Source organism: Bradyrhizobium sp. USDA 4454 (genome assembly GCF_054822705.1).
On sequence record NZ_JBTRCN010000001.1, the window covers coordinates 2,076,092 to 2,100,995 of the forward strand.

A 24,904-nucleotide genomic window follows, 5' to 3' on the forward strand; every position below is an offset into this window, starting at 1 on the left:
GAAGCGATAACGAGACAAGTTCCACTGGCCTTGACTTGCATCAATGCAATGGGGGGCGTCTCCGCGTCACGAAGCCGCGCTGCAAGTCCAATGTCCGGCCTGGGGCAAAGGCGCTGTGCCAATTCGGCACCCATGCAACTCTTCTAGGATCCCGACTCGTCGTCCTTGAGCCGAATCCCCTCGGCGCGCAGAGCTGTAAAGAGCGCCGCGACATCATCGGACTCCATACTCTTCGGACACAAGCCGTTGAGTTGTTCGGTCGTGATCGCGCCGCTGCTCTTGGCGATCTCCCGCGCCTTCGCCATGATCTTCTGAAGGTCCATCTGCGATCTCCTGGAACGGGCTTCCGCTAGATAGGGATGCGGCGGTCACGCGGCCAGGAATGGCGCGTTCCGCGCGATTCTGCCCCCGAGGTGATGACATCAGCCTAGGCTGCCATCGCCGTTCGCCGGCAGAAGCAGGATGCCTTGATCGGGATCTCCGCCCGCGCTTGCGCCAGATCGAGCCGTTGCTTGATCAGCGCGCTCTCGGCTTTCTCGCCGCGGCGAACCAGGCATTCGTGCAAGCCGTGCAGCGACCACAGATTGTCGGGATGCTGGCAGGCCCGGCTCAGTTTGCCGTCGAGGCCGAGATCGGAGCGATATACCGCCTCGGCTTCCTCGATGCGTCCCTGCTCGAGCAGCAGCGCGCCGAGCGCGTGGCGCGGCGGCTGCATCCATCCCCACGGCTCGTCATAGGGCAGCGCGTCGGAGAGCTCGACCGATCGGCGCAGATGCGCGAAGGCAATGTCGTAGTTGCCCTTGCGGTATTCCAGCTCGCCGTCGAGCATCGCCTCGGCGACGTTGAGCAGGTTGACCACCTTGTTGTTGTGGACCAGCCGGCTCTCCGGCACGCGGGCTTTCGCCGCCGCGAACGAGGCCCTCTCGGCCTCCGCCGCGGCGACATTGCCGAGCGCTGAATGCGCGACCGCCTTGGCGTAGTGGATCATCGCGGTCACCGAGCAGTAGAGGTCGCGATCCTCGGGCAATTTCTGTTCGATGATCTCGTGCCATTTGCCGAAGCGCACCAGCACGTGCTGCTTCATCGTCAGATAGCCTTCGAGGAAATCCGCCATCGGCGGGGACGGAATGCGCAGCACCGGCTCCGGCACGGTGGCGATCAGCTCCTCGGCGGCTGCGATCGCGGGCGCGTACTGGCCGAGGAACATCGCGCCGTAGATCGCGAAGTGGAAATTATGGATGACGTAGACCAGGTAGACGCCGGGATCGTCCGAATAGCGAAGGAAAGTGCGGTCGGTCGCCAGTGCCTTCTGATTGTAGCGCAGCACGTCGTTGTAATGCCCGCACAGTACGTCGAGATGCGTCGGCATGTGGATCAGGTGGCCGCTGTCGGGCATGACCTCGCGCAGCCGGTCGCCAGCCCGCAGCGCCCGCTGCGGGAACGGCGACATCTCCATCAGGTGGACATAGAGATGCAGCAGGCCTGGATGATCCCACGCCGCCGCCACGCGTTCGAAAGCCTGTTCGAGGATCGCCCTGCATTCCTCGGTGCCCGCGCCTTCGGCCGGTTTTCCGGACGGCAGGTCCCACATCTTCCACGGCGTCTCGTTCATGATCGATTCGGCCAGCACCGCGCGAACCTCGAGATCGTCGGGAAAGGCCGCGAAGATCTTGCGCATCTCCTGCGTGTAGGCCTTGTCCCACGGCGTCATGTCCTCGATTGCCTCGCGCTGCGGATAGCGCGCGGGCAGGGCCTTGATCATCGCCTGCTCGACCGCGCTTGCCTTGTTTGCATGCGCGAGCGCATCCTGCATGGCATCGTAGGAGGCCTGCAGCGCCATCTGCCGCCCCTCTGGATCGTAGCGAACCCAGGGCAGATTGTAGTTCGGCCCCGAGGCGTAGCTGATGCCCCAATGCGCCATCGCGCATTCGCCGTCGTGCGCGAGCGCCTTGCGGAAGCACTTGATCGCCTCGGTATGGTTGAACCCGAACACCCAATTGAGCCCACGGTCGAACCAGAGCTGGGCGTCGGGCGATGATGTGGTGATTTTGCGGCTGTACGGCCCGAGATCAAAATAGGTCATGCCTTTTGCCTCCTGCGTCTGCCCGGTGTCGCGGATCGCTTTGGCTGGATTGGTGTCGCCGAAAGGTGCAGTGCCGTGGAGGCACCTTACCAAACAGGCCGGCTCCGTCACAGCGCGTGCGAAGTGGTACCGCCAAATGGCGAGGGGCCCGGCGTGTCGCGCCGCGCCCCTCATACTCCAAGATATCAGCCGGCCTGTAAGCCGGGTTCTGTAGGGCACCATTCTCGCGAATGGTACGCGACGGCCATTCCTCTGGGACAAGGCTTGCACCTTGCCTCGGGCAACCTACCCGGACGGCGGGCCTGACATCGCCCTGCGGTGTTATCGCGCGTGCGCGAACTAACCGCGTTGCCGTCCCTATTCGGTCTTGCTCCCGGTGTGGTTTGCCATGCCGTCTCCGTTGCCGGAAACGCGGTGCGCTCTTACCGCACCTTTTCACCCTTACTTCCTCCGGAGAGGGAGCGGTTCGTTCTCTGTGGCACTTTCCCTGGGGTCACCCCCGCCGGATGTTATCCGGCACCGCATGTCGATGGAGCCCGGACTTTCCTCCCCCGCGGCCTTTCGGCGCTTGCGGGAGCGGCCGTCCGGCCGACTGACATCAACGGCATGGGCGTTTCCGCCCGATCCGTCAAGCGGATAACACCGGCCAAGCCGGCCAAAATAAATTATCCTGAAGATGTCGTTTGGCCTGTCGCCCGTTCGACTGGGTGCCGGCGATCCAGCCGATCAAGAGGAGAGATGAGATGCAATATTTGCTGCTGATCTACCGGAGCGACGCGGAATATGGCCGTATGAGCGCCGACGAGCGCAAGGCGGTGACGGCGGAGTACGGGGCCTACACCCAGTCGATCATCCAGAGCGGCCACTTCAAGGCTGGCGACGGGCTGCAGCCGGTGTCGACCGCGACCACCGTGCGGGTCCGCGACGGCAAGACGCTGACGACGGATGGTCCGTTCGCCGAAACCCGCGAGCAGCTCGGCGGCTACTATCTGGTCGAGGCCAAGGATCTCGACACCGCGCTCGGCCTCGCGGCACGGATTCCCGGCGCCAAGACCGGCTCGATCGAGGTCCGGCCGGTGATGATCTACGATAACCCGCGATGACCGGTGGTCATTCCGGGGCGCGAAGCGAACCCGCAGGTGCGCAATTGCGCACCTGAGGGTTCGATGCTTTCGCATCGCCCCGGAATGACGGTGAAACCATGACCCCGAGCCAGATCGAAAAGGTGTTTCGCGACGAGGCGGGCCGGGCGCTCGCGACGCTGATCCGTCTCGTCGGCGATTTCGATCTGGCCGAGGATGCGCTGCAGGATGCTTTCGCGGTGGCCCTGCAGCGCTGGCCGATCGGCGAATTCCCGTCCAATCCGCGGGCCTGGCTGGTCAATGTCGGCCGCAACAAGGCGATCGACCGGGTCCGTCGCGCCGTCAGCTTTCGCGGCAAGCAGCAGGAGCTGACGCATCAGTTGCTGCTCGATGCGGAGGCCTCGCCCGAGCCGGCGGATGCGACGCTCGACGACGACATGCTGAGGCTGATCTTCACCTGCTGTCATCCGTCCTTTGCGCCCGAGGTGCAGGTCGCGCTGACCTTGCGCACGGTGTGCGGGCTGACGACCGTCGAGGTCGCGCGCGCGTTCCTGGTCAGCGAGGACGCCATGGCGCAGCGCCTGTTGCGCGCCAAGCAGAAGATCAGGCTCGCCGGCATTCCCTATCAGGTGCCGGAGCGCGAGGCGCTGGAGCCGCGGCTGTCAGGCGTGCTCGCGGTGATCTACCTCGTCTTCACCGAAGGCTATGCCGCGACCGCGGGCGACGATCTGATGCGGCCGGATCTCGCGCGCGAGGCGATCCGGCTGGCGCGGCTGCTCGATGCGCTGATCCCGGCGCGCGGCGAGATCAAGGGCTTGCTGGCGCTAATGCTGCTGCATGATGCGCGCCTCGCCGGCCGCCAGACCGCCGATGGCGACATCGTGCTGCTCGAGGAGCAGGACCGTTCGCTGTGGGATGTCAGGCAGATCGCCGAAGGCGTGCAGTTGGTCGAGGAGGCGCTGTGCATGCCGGGCCGGCCGCAATCCTATGCGGTGCAGGCCGCGATCGCCGCGCTGCATGCGCGGGCGCCGAGCTATGAGGATACGGACTGGCCGCAGATCGCCGGTCTCTACGAGGTGCTGCTGCGCATCAGCCCGTCGCCGGTGATCGAGCTCAACCACGCCGCCGCGGTATCGATGGTCGACGGCCCGGCGCGTGCGCTCGATCTGATCGACGCGTTGGATGCGCGCGGCACCTTGAAGGGGTACGACCAGCTGCCCGCGGCGCGCGCCGATCTGCTGCGCCGCCTCGGCCGCAAGGACGAAGCGCGGCAGGCGTATCTCGCTGCCACCGCCGCGACCCAGCTCGAGCCGTTGCGGCGGCTCTATGCGCGAAGGATCGCGGAGCTGGGGTGAGATCACCTCAGCTCGTGCGAGGTGGTGAGGGCACGCAGCCGGGATCAACGATCGTCAGCGTGCCCCGCGGCCTTGAACGTGCTCAGTACCCGGTCTTTGCCTTGGCGCCGCCGGTCGCTTGTCCAGTCGTCGTTCCACTCGACATGCCGGTCGTTGTGCCGGGTGCCATCTTCTTCTGCGCATGATGGACTTTGTGGGTCTTGTGCATGGTCGACGTGGTCTTGCCCTGGGTCGACATGGCGGCTGCCGGGGCGACAACAAGGCCGACGGCGGCAGCTCCCGCGATGAGTGCTTTGAACATGGTCGATTCTCCACTCGGACCGCCCCGACCAAGAAGGCGGCAGGTGGTGAAAAGTTCCTGTTGCGCACGCGATTCAGGAAAAAGCGGTGCTATCTCGATGCGACCGCGGGCGGCTTCGCCGCATCCGGCGGCAGGCTTTCGAGCAGCGCGTATAATGTCGCCATGGTCGAGCGGTCGGCGATCCCGTCGACGCGCTCGGGGCGGAAGTGACGCTGGAAGGCGGTGACGACCTCCATGGTCGGGCCGTCGAACTTGCCGTTGGTCGGGATGTTGTAGCCGTAACGGCGGAACGCGGCCTGCATGTTGGAGACGGCATCGCTGATCGCACCGAGCTGCAGCGCGTCGCCGCGCACGATCGGTGCCGGCTGTACCCAGTGCCCGACGCCGGAATTGGCCAGCGAGTGCCAGGGAAATTTCTCGCCGGGATCCTTCTTGCGGCCCGGTGCGACGTCGGAATGGCCGAGCACGCGATGCGCGACGACCTTGCGGCGAAGCATGATGCCGCGGCACAGCGCGATCACGGCCGCGATCTGGCGCAGCGGAAAATCCGGATAGCCCCAATCGTGACCGCGATTGACGATCTCGACGCCGATCGAGCAGGAGTTGATGTCGTCTTCGCCCGCCCAGGCCGAGACGCCGGCGTGCCAGGCGCGCTTGCTCTCCGGCACGCATTGCACGATGCGGCCGTCCTCGAGCACGATGTAGTGCGCCGATACATCGGTGCCGGCGGTGCAGAGCTGCGCGATCGCACCCTCGACGTCAGGCATGCCGGTGTAGTGCAGCACGATCATGTCGGGCTGCCGGCCGTTGGCGCGATCGCCGAAATTCGCCGACGGGATTACATCGGAGGCAACCGAGGAATCGGGCGTGAACGTCTTCGCGTCGGCCACGTCCTTCGGAATAGGAAGGACGCGCTGACGCTTCGGATCAGGGTTGCCGGATGAAGACGAACCAGAAGCCATAACGAATCACTCAAACCGAACCAGGAGAACGCATTTTGACATATGGATAAACAAAATAGGCGTTTACTATTCCTTTACCCTGCGGACCGTGCAATCGGCCCCGCCGGTTCCACGGGCTGCAAGAGCCCGCAGTGAATGCCGAGGCTATCACTCGAATGCGGGCCAAAGTCGCGCGATTCCGCTAACCCTTCATCAACGTTTTCTTAACGTTAAGTGCCGTTACTGAGAGGTGAAGTGCCGAACCGGTTTCTGGGGACGGCCCACGGACGCTGAGCCTCGCTGTTGCGCGAAATCCCATGGAAACCCACCCAATTCCGGTCGGATATCAGGATTTGCGGCCGAGGACGGGAGTTGGCGGCTCCTGGCGCGAGGATTCGAGACACAATGAGTCGGCGCGCAGCCAGCTTGCATGCCAGTTACGCGGCCCTGCCCGGGGACCGCGCATGAGCGAGCGTGCGCTGCGTCACATTTCGGTGCTGGGCCGCGAGGCGGTCGCCTATCTCGCGCCGCGCGCCGGCGGCATCTATGTCGACGCGACCTTCGGCGCCGGCGGCTACAGCCGCATGATCCTCGACGTCGCCGACACGCGCGTCATCGGCATCGACCGCGACCGCACCGCGATCACCGGCGGCTTCGATCTGGTCGACGGCGCCGGCGGCCGCCTGACGCTGGTCGAGGACCGCTTCTCCAATCTTGCTGAGGTCTGCGCATCGCAGGGCGTCGACAAGGTCGACGGCGTCGTGATGGATGTCGGCGTCTCCTCGATGCAGCTCGACCAGGCCGAACGCGGCTTTTCGTTTCGCCTCGGCGGCCCGCTCGACATGCGGATGGCCCAGAGCGGGCTGACCGCGGCCGATGTGGTCGCCGCCGCCTCCGAGAAGCAGCTCGCCAACATCATCTATATCTTCGGCGAGGAGCGCCATTCGCGCAGCGTTGCCCGCGCCATCGTCGCCGCGCGCAAGGAGGCGCCGATCACGACGACCGAGGCGCTCGCCGCCATCGTCGCGAAGGTCGTGCGCGCCAAGCCGAACGAGATCCATCCAGCGACGCGGACCTTCCAGGCGCTGCGCATCTTCGTCAATGAGGAGCTCGACGAGCTCTATCTGGCGCTCGCCGCCGCCGAGCGCGTGCTGAAACCGGGCGGCCGGCTCGCGGTCGTCTCGTTCCATTCGCTGGAAGACCGCATCGTCAAGAACTTCCTCGCCGAGCGCGGCAAGGCCGCGGCCGGCTCGCGGCATCTGCCCGAGATTGCCCAGGCCGCGCCGAGCTTTCAGATCCTGACCAAGCGCCCGGTCGTGCCATCCGACGCGGAGACCGCGGCGAATCCGCGCGCGCGTTCCGCAAAACTGCGCGCGGCCGAGCGCACCGCGGCGCCGGTGCACGCCGACGACGAGCTGCCGTCCTGGCCGCGTCTCGCCGACCTGAAGCGGGGAGGCTGACGATGCGCCTTCTCCATCTCCTCGTCATCGGCATGCTGATCTTCGCGGCGTCCTATGTTTACCGCATCAAGATGGAATCGACCGCGCGCGTCGAACGCGTGCTGCAGCTCAACGCCGAGATCCGCGAGCAGCGCAACGCGATCGCCACCTTGCGCGCCGAATGGGCCAAGCTCGATGCGCCGCTCCGGCTGCAGGGGCTTGCCGAGCGCCATCTGCCGCTGAAGCCGATCAACGCCAACCAGTACGATTCCCTGAAAAACCTGCCGGAGCGGCCGCCGAGCTTCGCGCGGCCCGGTTCGCGCGATCCGATCGGCGCGATGATCGACACCATCGAGGCCGCCGCCGCGCCCGACAGCACGACCGGATCGATCGACAAGCCGGCGACCGACCAGCCGGCCGCCGACCAGCCCGCGTCCACCGAGGACACCGAGCAGGGCGGGGGAGACCAGCAATGACGGGACCAGCCATGACCGATCCGGCACCCGCCAGCAAACCCGTGAAATCCGCCGAGCCCTGGAGCCAGCGGCTGATCCGCACGCTGCTGTACGGCAGCAATGTCGACCGCGCCGCCAAGGCGCGCGCGCGCGTCGGCCTTGCGATCATCGCCTTTGCGGCGGTCTATTGCGTACTGGCCGGACGTCTCGTGCTGTTTGCCGTCGGCGCCGACAGCCATGGCGCGCGGCGCGCCGCCTCGCAGGATGCGATCGCAACGGCGCGGCCCGACATCACCGACCGCAACGGCGCCATTCTCGCGACCGACGTCAAGGCGCCGAGCCTGTTCGCCGAGCCGCGCCGCCTGATCGACAAGGACGAGGCGATCGAGCTTTTGACCGGGGCGCTGCCCGATCTCGACACCGGCGAAGTGCGCGACCGCCTGTCGTCGCGCAAGGGCTTCGTCTGGCTGAAGCGCGAGATCACGCCGAAGCAGCAGCTCGACATCCATCGCCTCGGTCTTCCCGGCGTCGGCTTCCTGCGCGAGAACAAGCGCGTCTATCCGACCGGCAACGAAGTCGCCCACCTGATCGGCCTGGTCAACATCGACAACCAGGGCATCGCCGGCATGGAGAAGTGGCTGGACAATAACGGTCTCGCCGATCTGCATCGCGCGGGCTTCGCCACCGACCGGCTGCAGAAGCCGGTGGAGCTGTCGGTCGATTTGCGCGTCGAGCACGCGCTGCGCGACGAATTGCTCAAGGCGAAGGAGAAGTTCAAGGCCAAGGCCGCCTCCGGCCTCGTCTCCAACGTGCGCACCGGCGAGATCGTGGCGATGGTGTCGGTGCCGGATTTCGATCCGAACAATCCGAAGGAGGCGCACGATCCCGACCGCATCAACCGCCTGACCACCGGCGTCTACGAGATGGGCTCGACCTTCAAGGCGTTCACGCTGGCGATGGCGCTGGACTCGGGCCGGTTCGACCTCAACTCGATGTGGGATGCGCGCGGTCCGCTGCACTACGGCAAGTTCGCGATCCATGACGATCACAACATGGGCCGCATGATCAACATGAAGGAGGTGTTCTACTATTCCTCCAATATCGGTGCCGGGCGCATTGCGCTGGCGATGGGCGTCGACGCGCACAAGGCGTTCCTGCGCAAGATGGGGCAGCTCGAGCGGCTGCGCACCGAATTGCCGGAGAGCGCCTCGCCGATCGTGCCGAAGAAGTGGGGCGAGTTGAACACCGTCACGATCTCGTTCGGCCACGGCATCGCGGTGGCGCCGTTGCAGGCGGTGATGGGCATCGACGCGCTGGTCAATGGCGGCTACCTGATCCCGCCGACCTTCCTGAAGCGCACCGAGCAGGAGGCGATGGCGCTGGCCAAGCGCGTCATCAAGCCCGAGACCTCGGACAAGATGCGCTATCTGATGCGGCTCAACGCCGAGATCGGCACCGCCAAGAAGGCCGACGTCAAGGGCTACTATATCGGCGGCAAGACCGGCACCGCGGAAAAGGTCATCAACGGCCACTACGCCAAGAAGCGCGTGCTGAACGCCTTCACCGCGATCCTGCCCGCCGACAATCCGAAATACCAGCTTCTGATCATGCTCGACGAGCCGCAGCCCCTGAAGGAGACCTATGGGTTCATCACCTCGGGCTGGAACGCGGTGCCGACCGGCGGCAACGTGATCGCCCGAATTGCGCCGCTTTTGGGCATCGAACCGCGATTCGACCTGCCGCCGTCCGACCGCCTTATTCTTGCGGCATCCAGAACAACCCAGTAAGGCGTAACATCACGCGGCGCCAGAACGGCGCCGGCCAGACTGGAAGATCATGAGACTTCGCGACCTCTTCAGCGATGACGCCACGATCGATCCGAGTGCCTCCTCGCTCATTGTCGGAGGGCTTGCGGTCGACAGCCGTGCGGTGAAGCCGGGCGACCTGTTCTTCGCGCTGGCCGGCAGCAAGACCGACGGCGCGCGGTTCGTCGATGCGGCGATCGCCGCCGGCGCGGTCGCGGTCGCGGGCGACCATCCGCCACCGGCGGCGCTGCGCGTGCCGTTTGTGACGACGCCCAATCCGCGCCGCGCGCTGGCGCTCGCCGCCGCCAGATTCTATCCGCGGCAGCCCGCGACGATCGCGGCGGTGACCGGCACCAGCGGCAAGACCTCGGTCGCGGCGTTCGCGCGCCAGATCTGGCAGCGGCTCGGTCATTCCTCCGCGAGCATCGGCACCATCGGCCTCGTCTCGGACAAGCGCTCCGTCTACGGCTCGCTGACCACGCCCGATCCGATCGCGCTGCATCGCCAGCTCGACGAGATCGCGAGCGACGGCGTCACGCACCTCGCCTTCGAGGCCTCCTCGCACGGCCTCGACCAGTATCGCCTCGACGGCGTGCGCATCGCCGCCGGCGGCTTCACCAATCTGTCGCGCGACCATATGGATTATCATCCCGATGTCGCGCATTACCTGAATGCCAAACTCCGGCTGTTCCGCGACCTCGTCGCCGATGGCGGCACTGCCGTGGTCTCGGCCGATCATGATTGCTCGCCCGAGGTGATCGATGCGGCGCGCGCGCGGGCCTTGCGCATCATCACGGTTGGCCGCAACGCCGAAGCAAGCGAGGGCATCAAGCTCACCGACGCCGCGATCGATGGCTTTGCCCAGAAGCTCATCATCGCGCATCGCGGCCGCGACTACGCGATCCGGCTGCCGCTGGTCGGCGAATTCCAGATCGAGAACGCGCTGGTCGCCGCCGGCCTTGCGATCGGTACCGGCAGCGCGGCGGAAGATGTGTTCGGCTGCCTCGAACACCTCGAGGGTGCAAAGGGCCGGCTGGAATTCGTCGGCGAGCACAATGGCGCGCCGATCTTCGTCGACTACGCGCACAAGCCCGATGCGCTCGCCAAGGCGCTGCAGGCGCTGCGGCCCTATGCCAAGCGCAGGCTGGTCGTGATCTTCGGCGCCGGCGGCGACCGCGACGCCGGCAAGCGTCCGATCATGGGCGCGATCGCCGCCGAGAACGCCGATCAGATCATCGTCACCGACGACAACCCGCGCAGCGAGAAGCCCGAGGCGATCCGCGCCGCGATCATGGCGACCGCAAAGGGCGCGCGCGAGATCGGCGACCGCGCTGCTGCGATCCGCGCCGGCATTGCCGGCCTCGAGCCGGGCGATGCGCTTGTTGTGGCCGGCAAGGGCCACGAGGTCGGGCAGATCGTCGGCGGCACGACGCTGCCGTTCAGCGATCACGAGGCGGTTGCTGCCGCGCTAGCAGCGGAGAGAACATGAGCACGATGTTGTGGACCTCGGATGCGATGGCGGCAGCGATGCGTGCGGCGACGCAGGGCGCACTGCCGGAGGGCGTCACCGGCCTCTCGATCGACAGCCGCACCATTGCAAAGGGCGATGCGTATTTCGCGATCAAGGGCGACGTCCATGACGGCCATGCCTTCGTCGAGGCGGCGCTGAAAGCCGGCGCCGGGCTCGCCGTGGTCGAGGCCGCGCAGCGCGCAAAATTTCCCGCTGATGCGCCGCTCATGGTGGTCGACGACGTGCTCGCAGGGCTCGTCGAGCTCGCCCACGCCTCGCGCGCGCGGCTCAAGGCGCAGATCATCGCGGTGACCGGTTCGGTCGGCAAGACCTCGACCAAGGAGGCGCTGCGCCGCGTGCTGTCGGCGCAGGGCGAGACCCATGCCTCGGTCGCCTCGTTCAACAATCATTGGGGCGTGCCGCTGTCGCTGGCGCGCTGCCCGGCGAGTGCGCGCTTTGCGGTGTTCGAGATCGGCATGAACCATGCCGGCGAGATCACGCCGCTGGTCAAGATGGTGCGGCCGCATGTCGCCGTGATCACCACGGTCGAGCCGGTGCATCTGGAATTCTTCGCCGGCATCGAGGCGATCGCCGACGCCAAGGCGGAGATCTTCTCCGGCGTCGAGCCCAATGGCGCCGTGGTGCTCAACCGCGACAACGGCCAGTTCGCGCGGCTGCAGCAGCAGGCCGAGAAGGCCGGCATCGCGCGGATCGTCTCGTTCGGTACCGACAAACGCGCCGAGGCGCGGCTGCTCGACCTCTCGCTGCACGCGACCTGCTCGGCGGTGCATGCCGATATTCTCGACCACGACATCACCTACAAGATCGGGATGCCCGGCCGCCACATGGCGATGAATTCGCTCGCGGTGCTCGCCGGCGCCGCGCTGCTCGGCGCCGATATCGCGCGCGCGCGGCGCTGTCGCTGTCGCAGCTCGAGGCGCCGACCGGCCGCGGCCTCCGCCGCACGCTCGAGGTCGGCCATGGCGAGGCGACGCTGATCGACGAGAGCTACAACGCTAACCCGGCCTCGATGGGCGCCGCCCTCAACGTGCTCGGCCAGGCCAAGGTCGGGCCGCATGGACGCCGCATCGCGGTGCTCGGCGACATGCTCGAGCTCGGGCCGACCGGGCCCGAATTGCACCGCGGCCTGAACGAGGCCGTGAGCGCCAATGGCATCGACCTCGTATATTGTTGTGGTCCGCTGATGCGGAATCTGTGGGATGCTCTTTCCACCGGCAAGCGGGGAGGCTATGCCGAGAGTTCGGCGGCGCTCGAAGCGCAGGCGGTCGCCGCGGTCCGTGCCGGTGACGTGATCATGGTGAAGGGCTCGCTCGGATCGAAGATGAAGCTCATTGTCACCGCGCTGGAGAAACGCTTCCCCGATAAGGCCGCGCACGAAGAAGCGGTATAGGACTCCTTGAATGTTCTACTGGTTGATCGAACTGTCCAACACCGTTCCGGGGTTTGGGGCATTCCGCAGTGCACTGAACGTGTTCCGCTACATCACCTTCCGCACCGGCGGCGCGATGGTGACCGGCGCACTGTTCGTGTTCCTGTTCGGGCCCTGGATCATCGATCATTTGCGGTTGCGGCAGGGCAAGGGCCAGCCGATCCGCAGCGACGGTCCGCAGTCGCATCTGATCTCCAAGAAGGGCACGCCCACCATGGGTGGGCTGATGATCCTGTCCGGGCTCGTGGTGTCGACGCTGCTCTGGGCCAATCCGCTCAATCCCTATGTCTGGATCGTGCTGGCGGTGACGCTCGGCTTCGGCTTCGTCGGCTTCTATGACGATTATTTGAAGGTGACAAAGCAGTCACACTCCGGCTTCGCCGGCAAGCTGCGGCTGCTGATCGAGGCGGCGATCGGGCTGGCCGCCTGCTACGCGCTGGTCCGGCTCGGCCGCGACGTCTCGTCGACCTCGCTCGTGATTCCGTTCTTCAAGGACCTCGTGATCAATTTTGGCTGGTTCTTCGTGATCTTCGGCGCCTTCGTGATGGTCGGTGCCGGCAATGCGGTGAACCTCACCGACGGCCTCGACGGCCTCGCCATCGTGCCGGTCATGATCGCCGCCGCGAGCTTCGGCATGATCTCGTATCTGACCGGCAACGCGGTGTTCTCGGACTACCTGCAGATCAACTACGTCGCCGGCACCGGCGAACTGGCGGTGTTGTGCGGCGCGGTGTTGGGCGCCGGTCTCGGCTTCCTCTGGTTCAACGCACCGCCGGCTTCGATCTTCATGGGCGACACCGGCTCGCTCGCGCTCGGCGGCATGCTCGGCGCCACCGCGGTCGCGGTGAAGCACGAGATCGTGCTCGCCGTGATCGGTGGCCTGTTCGTGCTGGAGGCGGTCTCGGTCATCGTGCAGGTCACCTCGTTCAAGCTGACCGGCAAGCGGGTGTTCCGGATGGCGCCGCTGCACCATCATTTCGAGCAGAAGGGCTGGACCGAGCCGCAGATCGTGATCCGGTTCTGGATCATCTCGGTGATGCTCGCGCTCGCCGGCCTCTCGACGCTGAAGTTGCGATGATGATGATGCATCCCAACCACCGTCATTCCGGGATGGTGCGTCAGCACCAGACCCGGAATCTCGAGATTCCGGGTTCGTGCTCCGCACGCCCCGGAATGACAGAGAGGTCATGATGATCCCCGTTACCTCCTTCTCCGGCAAGACGGTCGCAGTGTTCGGGCTCGGCGGCTCCGGGCTTGCGAGCTGCCACGCGCTGAAAGCCGGCGGCGCGGAGGTCATCGCGGCCGACGACAATGCCGACAATGTCGCCAAGGCGGCGCAGGCCGGCTTCACCACCGCCGATCTGCGCACCGTGTCGTGGGCGAATTTCGCCGCGCTGATCCTGACCCCCGGCGCGCCGCTGACCCATCCGGCGCCGCACTGGAGCGTGCTGAAGGCGCGCGAGGCGGGCTGCGAGGTGATCGGCGACGTCGAACTATTCTGCCGCGAGCGGCGCCGTCATGCGCCGAACGCGCCGTTCGTCGCGATCACCGGCACCAACGGCAAGTCGACCACCACGGCGCTGATCGCGCATCTGATTGATGTCGCCGGCTACGACACCCAGATGGGCGGCAATATCGGCACCGCGATCCTGTCGCTGGAGCCGCCGCGGATGGGCCGCGTCCATGTCATCGAGATGTCGTCCTACCAGATCGACCTCGCGCCGTCGCTCGATCCCTCGGTCGGCATCCTGATCAACATCAGCGAGGACCACATCGATCGCCACGGCACGCTGGAGCACTATGCGGCGGTGAAGGAGCGGCTGGTTGCCGGCGTGCAGCAGGGCGGCACCGCGATCACCGGTGTCGACGACATCTGGTGCCGCAACATCGCCGACCGGCTCGATCGCGCCGGCAAGCGCGTGGTGCGCATCTCCGTGAAGAACCCGCTGCCCGACGGCCTCTATGTCGAGCACGAGACCATCGTGCGCGCACAGGGCGCTGCCCGCAGCGAGATCGCGCGGCTTGGCGGCATCGGCTCGCTGCGCGGCCTGCACAATGCGCAGAACGCGGCCTGCGCCTCGGCCTGCGCGCTGGCAATGGGCATCGCCACCGACGTGCTGCAGAACGGGCTGCGCAGCTTCCCGGGCTTGGCGCACCGCATGGAGCAGGTCGGCCGCCGCGGCAATGTGCTGTTCGTCAACGACTCCAAGGGCACCAATGCGGACGCGGCCGCGCATGCGCTGTCGTCGTTCGCCGACATCTACTGGATCGCCGGCGGCAAGCCGAAGGCCGGCGGCATTACCGGCCTGACCGAATATTTCCCGCGCATCCGCAAGGCCTATCTGATCGGCGAAGCGGCGGCCGAGTTCTCCGGCACGCTCGGCGACCGCGTCCCGCACGACATGTCCGGCACGCTCGACGTTGCGATCGCCAGCGCCGCGCGCGATGCCGAGGCGTCGGGCCTCGCGGAGGCCGTCGTGCTGCTGTCGCCGGCCTGCGCCTCGTTCGACCAGTACCGCAATTTCGAAATCCGCGGCACCGCCTTCCGCGACATCGTCCGGGCACTACCGGGCGTGAAGCCGGTGGTGTGACACGTTATCGTAGGTAGCGCAGCGAAACCCATCACCTTCGTGCGGTGGATTGAGATGGTTGGTTTCGTTTCGCTCTACCCACGCTGCGTTCACTGTCAGGTGAGCACGCCGCTCAGGCTCCCTCCCCCCTTGCGGGGGAGGGTTGGGGAGAGGGGTGGCCCCGGGCGAGATGACGCCCGCAAACGTCGCTCTCGCAATTTCGATCGCGTGGCATTCAAGCGCATATTGAGACAGCACGTCGTGTGGCACCCCTCTCCCTAGCCCTCTCCCGCAAGGGGAGAGGGAACCCTGCCACCGGTGCCCGCCTCACGCGCGCGTGCCACTGAGTTGCCCGACGGCGCAAGCCCCCTCGGTGAAAATATTTCGCTTTATCCGAAGAGCAACTCAGTGTATAAGCGCATCCGTCTCACCCGATCGAGGGGCGCTTCGCGGTCGTCACGAACGCGGGTCGAGATGCGGTGGACGCTGCGCGTGGCCTGACGAGAGCACGCAAGGCGGACGGCGAAGTCGTGCAGGCCTGACGCCCTAGCGGTAGGTGTCTTTTCGGATTGCGCAATGCGCGTCGCGAAGACGGTGACAACAAAGCCCAGTCTCGCCGGGGAGAGCACGTATAAGCCGTAACCCATCGCGCAGGGAAAGCCGGATTGCTCCGGTTACACCTGTGGTCCTACCCCCGTGCTTTCTACCCATTTGCACGGGGCCCATGGGTGCGATCGGCACCCGGCTTTCCCTGCGCCCTCACCAACGGAGAGGGCGGAACGAAAGAGCAAGACTCGGACAATCATGTCGCGAGAATGCTAACTTATGACTCAATGGCCGCGCCACAAACTCACCGTCGTCCCGGCGAAGGCCGGGACCCATTACCCCAAATGCGCATTGTTGTGCGACGCTGGGGCCACAGCATACTTCAACAACACAACCCTGTGGCTATGGGTCCCGGCTTTCGCCGGGACGACGTGTGGAGAGAGCCGTGCGATCACCCGCACACGCGGGGTAATGACGCTGAAGACGTCGTGGGCACCCATCCCACCTCCCTCAAAAGTTACCCAACCCGTTAACCCCTTGGAAACCATCCTGCGCCACGAATGGACGTTCTCTCTGCCATCTGGGGACGCCCATGCTCGCCCGTGACCAACGCACCCCGTTCTCGGACTGGTGGTGGACCGTCGACAAGCTGCTGCTTGTCGCGATCGCCGCGTTGATGCTGGCCGGGGTCATCCTGTCGCTGGCGGCGAGCCCGCCGGTGGCGACCCGGATCGGGCTCGATCCGTTCCACTTCTTCAATCGCCACGTCATGTTCCTGGTGCCGTCGCTGATCGTGCTGATCGGCGTGTCGTTCATGACGCCGCGGCAGATCCGGCGCACCGCGCTGATCGTGTTCGCGGTCTCGATCGCGCTGATCGTGCTGACGCTTTTGATCGGCCCCGAGGTCAAGGGCTCGCGGCGCTGGATCACGCTGCTCGGCGTCAACATCCAGGCCTCCGAGGCCGCCAAGCCCGCCTTCGTGATCGTCGCGGCCTGGTTGTTCGCGGAATCGACCAGGCGGCCGGAGATGCCGGCGACCTCGATGGCGCTGGTGCTGTTGATGACGCTGGTCACGCTGCTGGTGATGGAGCCCGACTTCGGCCAGACCATGCTGATCCTTACGGTCTGGGGCGCGCTGTTCTTCATCGCGGGCATGCGGATGATCTGGGTGTTCGGGCTCGCCGGCGCCGCCGGCGCCGGCCTGTTCGGCGCCTATCTCTTGGTGCCGCACGTCGCCGGCCGCATCAAGCGCTTCATGAATCCCGCTTCCGGCGACACCTTCCAGGTCGACACCGCGATGGAAGCGTTCTGGAACGGCGGCTGGTTCGGGCTCGGCCCGGGCGAGGGAATTGCAAAACGCAGCCTGCCGGACAGCCACACCGACTTCGTGTTCGCGGTCGCGGCGGAGGAGTTCGGCATCATCCTCTGCCTGATGCTGGTCGCGCTGTTCGGCTTCATCGTGATCCGCACGCTGACCCGCGCCTATGCCACCGAGGACATGTTCTCGCGCTTTGCGGCGTCGGGGCTTGCGATCCTGTTCGGCGTGCAGGCGACGATCAACATGGCGGTCAATCTGCAATTGATCCCGGCCAAGGGCATGACGCTGCCGTTCATCTCCTATGGCGGCTCGTCGTTCGTGTCGCTCGCCTATGGCGTCGGCATGATGCTGGCGCTGACGCGGCAGCGGCCGCGCACCGAGATCGAATCGATGGAAGGCGCCAGCGCCCAGCGCGCCTACGCGTAGGTGACTGTGACGGCTGTGTCGGTTATCTGGAAACCATGGACAACGCGCCCCTGATTCTGCTGGCGGCCGGCGGCACCGGCGGCCATCTGTTCCCGGCCGAAGCGCTCGCCGTGGAATTGATCCGGCGTGGCCTGCGCGTGCGGCTTGCGACCGACGGCCGTGCGCTGCGCTACTCCGGCCTGTTCGGCCGCGAGAGCATCGACCTGGTGCCGAGCGCCACCGTGCGCAGCCGCAATCCGATCTCGTTGGTGCAGACCGTGCTGATGCTCGGCTACGGCACGCTGGTCGCCGCCAGTCTGGTGCGCCGGCTGAAGCCCGCCGCTGTGGTTGGCTTCGGCGGCTACCCGACCTTGCCGCCGCTGGTGGCGGCGCGGATGCTCGGCGTCCCCGTTATCATCCACGATGCCAATGCGGTGCTCGGCCGCGCCAACCGTTTCCTCTCCGGCCGCGTCAACGCGATCGCGACCTCGCTGCCCGGCGTGCTCGATCGCGATCCGGCGCTTGCCGGCAAGGCGACTACTGTCGGCACGCCGATGCGCCCGGCGATCCTTGCCGCAGCGGCGGTGAAATACACGCCGCCCGAGGTGGCCGGGCCGTTGCGCCTGCTCGTCGTCGGCGGCAGCCAGGGCGCGCGGGTGATGAGCGATATCGTGCCGCCCGCGATCGAGAAGCTTGCGCCCGCGCTCTGGAGCCGCCTGATCGTCACCCAGCAGGTCCGCGAAGAGGACATGGCGCGGGTCCGTGCGGTCTACGACCGGCTCAAGATCAATGCCGAACTGGCGCCGTTCTTCGCCGACCTGCCGGCGCGCCTCGCCTCGAGCCAGCTGGTGATCTCGCGGTCCGGCGCCGGCACCGTCGCCGAGCTCGCCGCGATCGGCCGGCCCTCGATCCTGGTGCCGCTGCCGGGCGCGATCGATCAGGACCAGTTCGCCAATGCCGGCGTGCTGTCGCAGGCGAACGGTGCGCTGCGCATCGCGCAGAGCGACTTTACGCCCGAGCGGCTCGCCGCTGAAATCTCGGCCTTCGCCGCGGAGCCTTTGAGGCTGACCGCGATGGCGGAGGCCGCGCGCGGCGTCGGCCGGCTCGATGCCGCCGAGCGACTCGCCGATCTGGTGGCGAAAGTGGCGGGAATTTAGGCCGCTTTCCTGGAATTTTCGCCTATGGAATGCCACTGCCGGGCTTGTTACGGCCATGTCAGTCTTCCATAAGTCGGAGGATTGCCGGATGAGGCAGGACACGATGAAGGTGCTAGCAAGATGAGACTGCCGCGCGAGATCGGACCCATTCATTTCGTCGGGATCGGCGGCATCGGCATGAGCGGCATCGCCGAGGTGCTGATCAATCTCGGCTACACCGTGCAGGGCTCTGACGCGTCGGACAATTACAATCTCGACCGGTTGCGCAAGAAGGGCGCCAAGGTTTCGGTCGGCCACGCCGCCGAGAATGTCGATGGCGCCGATGTCGTCGTGGTCTCGACCGCGATCAAGCGCGACAATCCCGAGCTGATGGCGGCGCGCGAACGGCGCATTCCCGTGGTGCGGCGCGCCGAGATGCTGGCGGAACTGATGCGGCTGAAGAGCTGCGTCGCGATCGCCGGCACCCACGGCAAGACCACCACCACAACGATGGTCGCGACCTTGCTTGACGCCGGCGGGCTCGATCCGACCGTGATCAATGGCGGCATCATCAATGCCTACGGCTCCAACGCGCGGTTAGGGGCCGGCGACTGGATGGTGGTCGAAGCCGACGAGAGCGACGGCACCTTCCTGAAGCTGCCGTCCGACATCGTCATCGTCACCAATATCGACCCTGAACATCTCGATCACTTCAAGACCTTCGAGGCGATCCAGGATGCGTTCCGCAATTTCGTCGAGAACGTTCCGTTCTACGGCTTTGCCGTGATGTGCACCGATCACCCCGTGGTGCAAACCCTGGTCGGCAAGATCGAGGATCGCCGCATCATCACGTACGGCCAGAACCCGCAGGCCGATGCGCAACTGCTGGATCTCACGCCGATGGGCGGCGGCTCGAAATTCACCGTCGTGATCCGCGATCGCAAGTCGGGCACGACGCACGAGATCAAGGACATCATGCTGCCGATGCCGGGACGCCATAACGCGTCCAACGCGACGGCGGCGATCGCGGTCGCGCACCAGCTCGGCGTGTCCGACGACGTCATCCGCCAGGCCATGGCCGGCTTCGGCGGCGTCAAGCGGCGCTTCACCAAGACCGGCGAGACCAACGGCATCACCGTGATCGACGATTACGGTCATCATCCGGTCGAGATCGCCGCCGTCTTGAAGGCGGCGCGGGAATCCACCAACGGCAAGATCGTCGCCGTGGTGCAGCCGCATCGCTACACCCGCCTGCAATCCTTGTTCGAGGAATTCTGCACCTGCTTCAACGACGCCGACGCCGTCGTGGTCGCCGAGGTCTATCCGGCCGGCGAGGCGCCGATCGCGGGCATCGACCGCGACCACTTCGCCGCGGGCCTGCGCGCCCACGGCCATCGCAACGTAGTGCCGCTGCCGAACGCAGGCGAGCTCGCCAGGATCGTTCACGGTCTCGCGAAGTCCGGCGACCTCGTCGTCTGCCTCGGCGCCGGCAACATCACGCAATGGGCCTACGCACTGCCCGGCGAATTGAAGGCGCTGGGGTGAAATATGTTGTTCGCTTGCGATCAGCACCGCCGGTGCGGCTCACCCCTCTCCCTAACCCTCCCCCGCAAGGGGGGAGGGAACCCCTCCGCCTGTGCCTCCCTGACTCGTGCCACGAGTCAGAATGCGGTTGTGACGCTCGGTGAGGTGAGCACGCTCGTCCGGCTCCCTCCCCCCGTGCGGGGGAGGGCTGGGGAGAGGGGTAAGCCGCGGGCGCTGGCGCAAAACGCAGTGCGACACGCTCTCAATCCAGCTCGCACATCGATTGCCGCGTCATGACCTTCCCCGACATCACGCCCGACCTGAAAGCCGCGATGCCGGAGCTGCGCGGGCGGCTGCTGGCGAACCAGTCGCTGGCCGAGCTGACTTGGTTTCGCGTCGGCGGTCCGGCGCAGGTGCTGTTCACGCCGGCTGATGAAGACGATCTCGCCTACTTCCTGAAGCGCCTGCCGGCGGAATTGCCGGTCTATGTCGTCGGTGTCGGCTCCAATCTCATCGTGCGCGACGGTGGCATGCCCGGTGTCGTGATCCGGCTGGCGCCGCGTGCATTCGGCGAAATCAGCGCATCCGGCGATGTCGTCACTGCCGGCGCCGCGGCGCTCGACAAGCGCGTCGCCGAGACCGCGGCGGCGGCAAACATCGGCGGCATGGAATTCTTCTTCGGCATTCCCGGCACGGTCGGCGGCGCGCTGCGCATGAATGCCGGCGCCAATGGCGGCGAGACCAGGGACGTGCTGATCGAGGCCACCGGCGTCGGTCGCGATGGCACGAAGCATGTGTTCGGCAATGCCGACATGAAATTCGTCTATCGCAACAGCGGTGTCGATCCGTCCATCGTGTTCACCTCGGCGCGCTTCCGCGGCACGATCACCGAACCTGAAGCGATCCGCGCCCGCATGAACGAGGTGCAGGCACATCGCGAGACCGCGCAGCCGATCCGCGAGAAGACCGGCGGCTCGACCTTCAAGAATCCGCCCGGCAACAGCGCCTGGAAGCTGATTGACGCAGCGGGCTGCCGCGGCCTCAAGGTCGGCGGCGCGCAGGTCTCGGAGATGCACTGCAATTTCCTGATCAATACCGGCAGCGCCACCGGGCACGACATCGAGACGCTCGGCGAGACGGTGCGCGAGCGGGTCAGGCAAACCAGCGGGATAGAGCTGCACTGGGAAATCAAGCGGATCGGGAATTCAACGGACTCGTCATTCCGGGGCTCGCGAAGCGAGAACCCGGAATCCATCGCGCCGCAGGACAAGGGGTGAAATGGCTTCCGGGCTCGCGCTCCGCGCGCCCCGGAATGACGGGCGTAGCGAACGACAGGCAAAGAACATGCAGGTGACCATTCTTTTCGGCGGCACCAACAAGGAGCGGCTGGTCTCGGTGGCGAGCACGCAGGCGCTGCACCGCGCACTGCCCGACGCGGACCTGTGGTTCTGGGATGTCGACGACACCGTGCATGCGGTGACGTCGGAAAAGCTGCTGGGCCACACGCGGCCCTTCGAGGTCGACTTCAAGCCCGACGGTCGCGGCATCGCGCTCGACCAGGCGCTCGACAAAGCGCGCGCCGAACAGCGTGTGCTGGTGTTCGGCCTGCACGGCGGCCGCGCCGAGAATGGCGAATTGCAGGCGATGTGCGAGATGCGCGGCGTCGCGTTCACCGGCTCCGGCTCGGCGTCGTCGCATCTGGCGTTCGACAAGCCGTCGGCGAAGCGCTTCGCCGCGATCGCAGGCTTGAATGCCCCGCAGGGCATCACCGTCGAACAGCTCGACGACGCCTTCGCGAAATACGGCAGGCTGATCGCAAAGCCGGCGAAGGACGGTTCGAGCTACGGGCTGATCTTCGTCAACGCCAAGCAGGATCTCGTTGCGGTCCGCAACGCGGCGAAGCACGAAGACTATCTGATCGAGCCGTTCGTCACGGGCGTCGAGGCGACCTGCGGCGTGCTCGAGCAATCTGACGGCTCAGTGTTCGCGCTGCCGCCGATCGAGATCGTGCCGGGGGAGGGCGCGTTCGACTACACAGCCAAATATCTTCTGAAGTCGACCCAGGAGATCTGTCCCGGCCGCTTCACGCCGGAGGTGACCACCGCGATCATGGACCACGCGCTGCGGGCGCACCGTGCATTGTCCTGCACCGGCTACTCGCGCAGCGATTTCATCGTGTCGGCCAATGGTCCGGTCTACCTCGAGACCAACACGCTGCCCGGGCTGACCGCGGCATCACTGTACCCTAAGGCCTTGAAAGCACAGGGCATCGCGTTTGCCGACTTCCTCAACGACCAGATCGCGCTCGCCCGCCGCCGCGCCGGAGGTTAAGGCCGATCGGGCGGGAAGGCGCTCGACTCGGCCGGATGGAACCCGGGGTCTGTTGCTAAAATGCTAACGGGTTCGCGGCAAAGTACTCAGAGCGTTGATCAAAATACACTCCAGGCTGAACTCATTTACCGTTTGTTTACCAGGAAGCCCGAAGGTTAACGCTGGCGGCGCATGTAGCGCTTGGCTGCCGGGGCGTGAGCTGTCGCGGATTACCGCTTCGAGGATCGCAACCAGGGAACAGGGGGCCACTCTAATCCCACCGGTCTAGCCGAGACGTGATGTGTGCCGGGACCCGCGGGGTTTGCGGGCACAACACGTGACGAGTTCGTGCAATGGATGGTGCAGGACGCCTCACCCGATCGCTGCGATCGCTGGGGCCCCAAGCTGACCTGAGAGCGGCCGCTATTGGAGCGGCGGTGCTGCTGCGCGAGTATGTCGGCGCCCATCTGGCGCGTCGCCGCCGGCGTCCCGCCAAGCGGCCGCAGCTGATCGATCGCGAGCCGCCGAACCGCTACATCCAGATGCTCGAGCGCTATCTGCCGCGCCGCATCGGCTTGGTCGCGACGCTTGCGATCCTGTTCGGCAGCCTCGGCTTCGGCATCGTCAAGGGCGGCCATGTCGAGGAATTCACCACCGCGCTCAGCGACACCCGCAACGCGCTGGCCAATTCCGCCGGCTTTCGCATCACCACCGTCGGCATCAACGGCCGCAAGCAGCTGAGCCAGGACGAGGTGCTTGCGATTGGCGGCGTCAACGGCCGCTCCTCGCTGCTGTTCCTCGACGCCGATACCGTGCGCGCCAAGCTGAAGGCCAATCCCTGGATCGCGGACGCCACGATCCTCAAGCTCTATCCGGGCCGGCTGCAGATCGACATCGTCGAGCGCACCGCCTTCGCGCTGTGGCAGCAGAATGGCCGCCTGTCGGTGATCGCCTCCGACGGCGCGGTGCTGGAGCCCTACGTCACGCGCCGCTTCCTCAATCTGCCGCTGGTGGTGGGCAAGGGCGCCGACACCCGCGCCCAGGACTTCCTGGCGCTGCTCGACCGTTACCCGCAGGTGCGTTCGGTGACCAAGGCCGCGATCTTCGTCGGTGAGCGGCGCTGGAACCTGCGTCTGAAGGACGGCCTCGACATCCGCCTGCCCGAGAACGATGTCGGCAACGCGCTGGCCGCACTCTCCAGGCTCGACAAGGACGAGAAGCTGTTCTCGCGCGATATTGTCGCCGTCGACATGCGGCTGCCCGATCGGCTCATCGTGCAATTGTCCGAGGAAGCCGGCAAGGCGCGCGACGAACTGTTCAAGGACAAGAAGTCCAAGAAGAAGGCCGGTGACAGCGCATGACCGGCCTCGATCGCAATTTGACCCCGAAGACCCGCCCGATGCCGAAGCGCACCGCGATGGTGGCTTCGCTCGATATCGGGTCCAGCAAGATCGCCTGCATGATCGCGCGGCTCAAGCCGTCGCCGCCGAACGAGGCGCTGCGCGGCCGCACCCATGCGGTCGAATTGATCGGCTACAGCCAGATTCAGTCGCGCGGCGTCAAGGCCGGCGCCGTGGTCGATCTCGCCGAATGCGAGAAGGCGGTGCGCCATGCCGTGGCACTGGCCGAGCGCATGGCCAAGGTCCGCGTCGAATCCGTGCTGCTGTCGGTCTCCGGCGGCCGGCAGCATGGCCAATTGGTTGAAGCCGCGGCCGATATCCGCGGCGGCTCGGTGACATCGGACGATATCAGCCGCGTCACCTCGGCCGGCATGCGGCATGCCGCCGGCGCCGGCCGCACCGTGCTGCACGCGCTGCCGGTCGGCTACGCGCTCGACGGCGTCAAGGGCATCCGCGATCCCCGGGGCATGGTGGCGCGCCAGTTCGGCGTCGACATGAACGTGGTGACGTCGGACGCCACCGTCGCCAAGAACCTGATGCTGGTGGTCGAGCGCTGCCATCTCAACGTCGAGGCCATGGCGTCGAGCCCCTATGTCGCGGGCCTCTCGGTGCTGACCGACGACGAAGCCGATCTCGGCGCTGCCGTCGTCGAGATGGGCGCGGGATCGACCACGATCGCGACCTACTCCGGCGGCCGCCTCGTGCATGCATCCGGATTTGCGCTCGGTGGGCAACACATCACGATGGATCTTGCGCGCGGCATCGGTGCATGCATTGCGGATGCCGAGCGAATCAAGACTTTATACGGCACAGTGCTGACTGGCGGATCGGACTCCCGCGAGCTGATGTCCGTCCCCACTGCGGGCGACGATCGGGAGACACCGCAAATCGTGTCCCGCGCCACGATTGCGAACATTGTCCGGCATCGCGCCGAGGAGATTTTCGAAATGATCCGTGACCGGCTCGCGGATTCTCCCTTTGCGGCAGAGCCGAGGGCGCGCGTCGTGCTGAGCGGCGGCGCGTCGCAGCTCACCGGCACGGTCGAACTCGCCACCCGCCTCCTGAACCGTCAGGTCCGCATCGGCCGCCCGCTCGGCTTCGGCCGGCTGCCGAACGAGGCGAAGGGCGCCTCGTTCTCGGTGCCGACGGGCCTCTTGGTCTACCCGCAATACGCTCATCTTGAACATGTCGAACCGCGGCGCACGCGGCAGCTCCGGACAGGGACAGACGGTTACTTCGGAAAGGTCGGACGATGGCTTCGCGAGGGCTTCTGA

At 66.2% G+C, this 24,904-nt stretch carries 19 protein-coding genes, 1 other RNA gene and 2 pseudogenes; 17 read left to right on the top strand and 5 right to left on the bottom strand.

The genetic code is table 11. The features are described 5' to 3' along the window. Window positions 1-143: 143 nt before the first annotated feature. From ACVIW0_RS09365 to rnpB, 3 genes are all read right to left on the bottom strand, one after another. On the bottom strand, window positions 144-323 hold the full coding sequence (locus ACVIW0_RS09365) for a hypothetical protein (protein ID WP_461352054.1): 180 nt from the start codon (window positions 321-323) through the stop codon (window positions 144-146). A 104-nt stretch (window positions 324-427) separates the two neighbouring features. After that, entirely contained in the window at window positions 428-2,083 is a 1,656-nt protein-coding gene (locus tag ACVIW0_RS09370; protein WP_461352055.1) for a hypothetical protein, read from the bottom strand. Window positions 2,084-2,264: 181 nt separating this feature from the next. Beyond that, window positions 2,265-2,679: RNase P RNA component class A (rnpB, locus tag ACVIW0_RS09375), an RNA gene on the bottom strand. 147 nt (window positions 2,680-2,826) lie between these two features. Between rnpB and ACVIW0_RS09380 the strand changes: the two genes are divergently transcribed. After that, window positions 2,827-3,186 (top strand): YciI family protein, encoded by a 360-nt coding sequence (locus tag ACVIW0_RS09380; protein ID WP_461352056.1) that lies wholly within the window; start codon window positions 2,827-2,829, stop codon window positions 3,184-3,186. Window positions 3,187-3,284: 98 nt separating this feature from the next. Then, complete coding sequence (locus ACVIW0_RS09385) at window positions 3,285-4,520, top strand: RNA polymerase sigma factor (RefSeq protein WP_461352057.1); 1,236 nt, start codon at window positions 3,285-3,287, stop codon at window positions 4,518-4,520. Between the two features lie 82 nt (window positions 4,521-4,602). Here ACVIW0_RS09385 and ACVIW0_RS09390 read toward each other — a convergent pair whose 3' ends face one another. Together ACVIW0_RS09390 and ACVIW0_RS09395 are read right to left on the bottom strand one after the other, a co-directional pair. After that, window positions 4,603-4,821, bottom strand: a complete 219-nt coding sequence (locus ACVIW0_RS09390) for a hypothetical protein (protein WP_461352058.1) — start codon at window positions 4,819-4,821, stop codon at window positions 4,603-4,605. An 89-nt stretch (window positions 4,822-4,910) separates the two neighbouring features. Then, the gene (locus ACVIW0_RS09395; RefSeq protein ID WP_461352059.1) at window positions 4,911-5,783 is read right to left on the bottom strand and encodes an N-acetylmuramoyl-L-alanine amidase; all 873 of its coding nucleotides are present in this window, start codon (window positions 5,781-5,783) and stop codon (window positions 4,911-4,913) included. Window positions 5,784-6,226: 443 nt separating this feature from the next. Here ACVIW0_RS09395 and rsmH point away from each other — a divergent pair, with 443 nt between their 5' ends. From rsmH to ftsA, 15 genes and pseudogenes are all read left to right on the top strand, one after another. Further along, on the top strand, window positions 6,227-7,222 hold the full coding sequence (gene rsmH, locus ACVIW0_RS09400) for a 16S rRNA (cytosine(1402)-N(4))-methyltransferase RsmH (protein ID WP_461352060.1): 996 nt from the start codon (window positions 6,227-6,229) through the stop codon (window positions 7,220-7,222). A gap of 2 nt (window positions 7,223-7,224) precedes the next feature. Next, the gene (ftsL, locus tag ACVIW0_RS09405; protein WP_461352061.1) at window positions 7,225-7,677 is read left to right on the top strand and encodes a cell division protein FtsL; all 453 of its coding nucleotides are present in this window, start codon (window positions 7,225-7,227) and stop codon (window positions 7,675-7,677) included. Between the two features lie 11 nt (window positions 7,678-7,688). After that, window positions 7,689-9,443 (top strand): peptidoglycan D,D-transpeptidase FtsI family protein, encoded by a 1,755-nt coding sequence (locus ACVIW0_RS09410; RefSeq protein WP_461357286.1) that lies wholly within the window; start codon window positions 7,689-7,691, stop codon window positions 9,441-9,443. Between the two features lie 49 nt (window positions 9,444-9,492). Next, window positions 9,493-10,950 (top strand): UDP-N-acetylmuramoyl-L-alanyl-D-glutamate--2,6-diaminopimelate ligase, encoded by a 1,458-nt coding sequence (locus ACVIW0_RS09415; protein WP_461352062.1) that lies wholly within the window; start codon window positions 9,493-9,495, stop codon window positions 10,948-10,950. Then, window positions 10,947-12,382 (top strand): annotated as a pseudogene (locus ACVIW0_RS09420) (UDP-N-acetylmuramoylalanyl-D-glutamyl-2,6-diaminopimelate--D-alanyl-D-alanine ligase). Before ACVIW0_RS09415 ends, ACVIW0_RS09420 begins: the two are co-directional and overlap by 4 nt. Window positions 12,383-12,392: 10 nt before the next feature. After that, window positions 12,393-13,499, top strand: a complete 1,107-nt coding sequence (gene mraY / locus ACVIW0_RS09425; RefSeq protein ID WP_461352063.1) for a phospho-N-acetylmuramoyl-pentapeptide-transferase — start codon at window positions 12,393-12,395, stop codon at window positions 13,497-13,499. A 112-nt stretch (window positions 13,500-13,611) separates the two neighbouring features. Continuing rightward, window positions 13,612-15,012 (top strand): UDP-N-acetylmuramoyl-L-alanine--D-glutamate ligase, encoded by a 1,401-nt coding sequence (murD, locus tag ACVIW0_RS09430; protein WP_461357287.1) that lies wholly within the window; start codon window positions 13,612-13,614, stop codon window positions 15,010-15,012. A gap of 1,117 nt (window positions 15,013-16,129) precedes the next feature. Next, on the top strand, window positions 16,130-17,281 hold the full coding sequence (ftsW, locus tag ACVIW0_RS09435; protein WP_461352064.1) for a putative lipid II flippase FtsW: 1,152 nt from the start codon (window positions 16,130-16,132) through the stop codon (window positions 17,279-17,281). A gap of 35 nt (window positions 17,282-17,316) precedes the next feature. After that, window positions 17,317-18,417, top strand: a complete 1,101-nt coding sequence (gene murG / locus ACVIW0_RS09440) for an undecaprenyldiphospho-muramoylpentapeptide beta-N-acetylglucosaminyltransferase (protein WP_461352065.1) — start codon at window positions 17,317-17,319, stop codon at window positions 18,415-18,417. Window positions 18,418-18,537: 120 nt separating this feature from the next. Next, window positions 18,538-19,941, top strand: coding sequence for a UDP-N-acetylmuramate--L-alanine ligase (gene murC / locus ACVIW0_RS09445; RefSeq protein ID WP_461352066.1), 1,404 nt, complete (start codon window positions 18,538-18,540; stop codon window positions 19,939-19,941). A gap of 272 nt (window positions 19,942-20,213) precedes the next feature. Then, window positions 20,214-21,197: a UDP-N-acetylmuramate dehydrogenase gene (gene murB, locus ACVIW0_RS09450; RefSeq protein ID WP_461352067.1), complete on the top strand. Its 984-nt coding sequence runs from the start codon at window positions 20,214-20,216 to the stop codon at window positions 21,195-21,197. A 67-nt stretch (window positions 21,198-21,264) separates the two neighbouring features. After that, a complete protein-coding gene (locus ACVIW0_RS09455; RefSeq protein ID WP_461352068.1) occupies window positions 21,265-22,251 on the top strand; it encodes a D-alanine--D-alanine ligase family protein in 987 nt (328 codons plus the stop codon). Window positions 22,252-22,376: 125 nt separating this feature from the next. Then, window positions 22,377-22,644: pseudogene (locus ACVIW0_RS09460) on the top strand (hypothetical protein); the annotation flags it as partial. After that, window positions 22,584-23,591 carry a cell division protein FtsQ/DivIB gene (locus tag ACVIW0_RS09465; protein WP_461352069.1) on the top strand — a complete coding sequence of 336 codons (1,008 nt, stop codon included), beginning with the start codon at window positions 22,584-22,586 and terminating at the stop codon, window positions 23,589-23,591. The pseudogene ACVIW0_RS09460 and the gene ACVIW0_RS09465, both read left to right, overlap by 61 nt. Further along, entirely contained in the window at window positions 23,588-24,904 is a 1,317-nt protein-coding gene (gene ftsA / locus ACVIW0_RS09470) for a cell division protein FtsA (RefSeq protein WP_461352070.1), read from the top strand. The genes ACVIW0_RS09465 and ftsA overlap by 4 nt, the downstream gene beginning before the upstream one ends.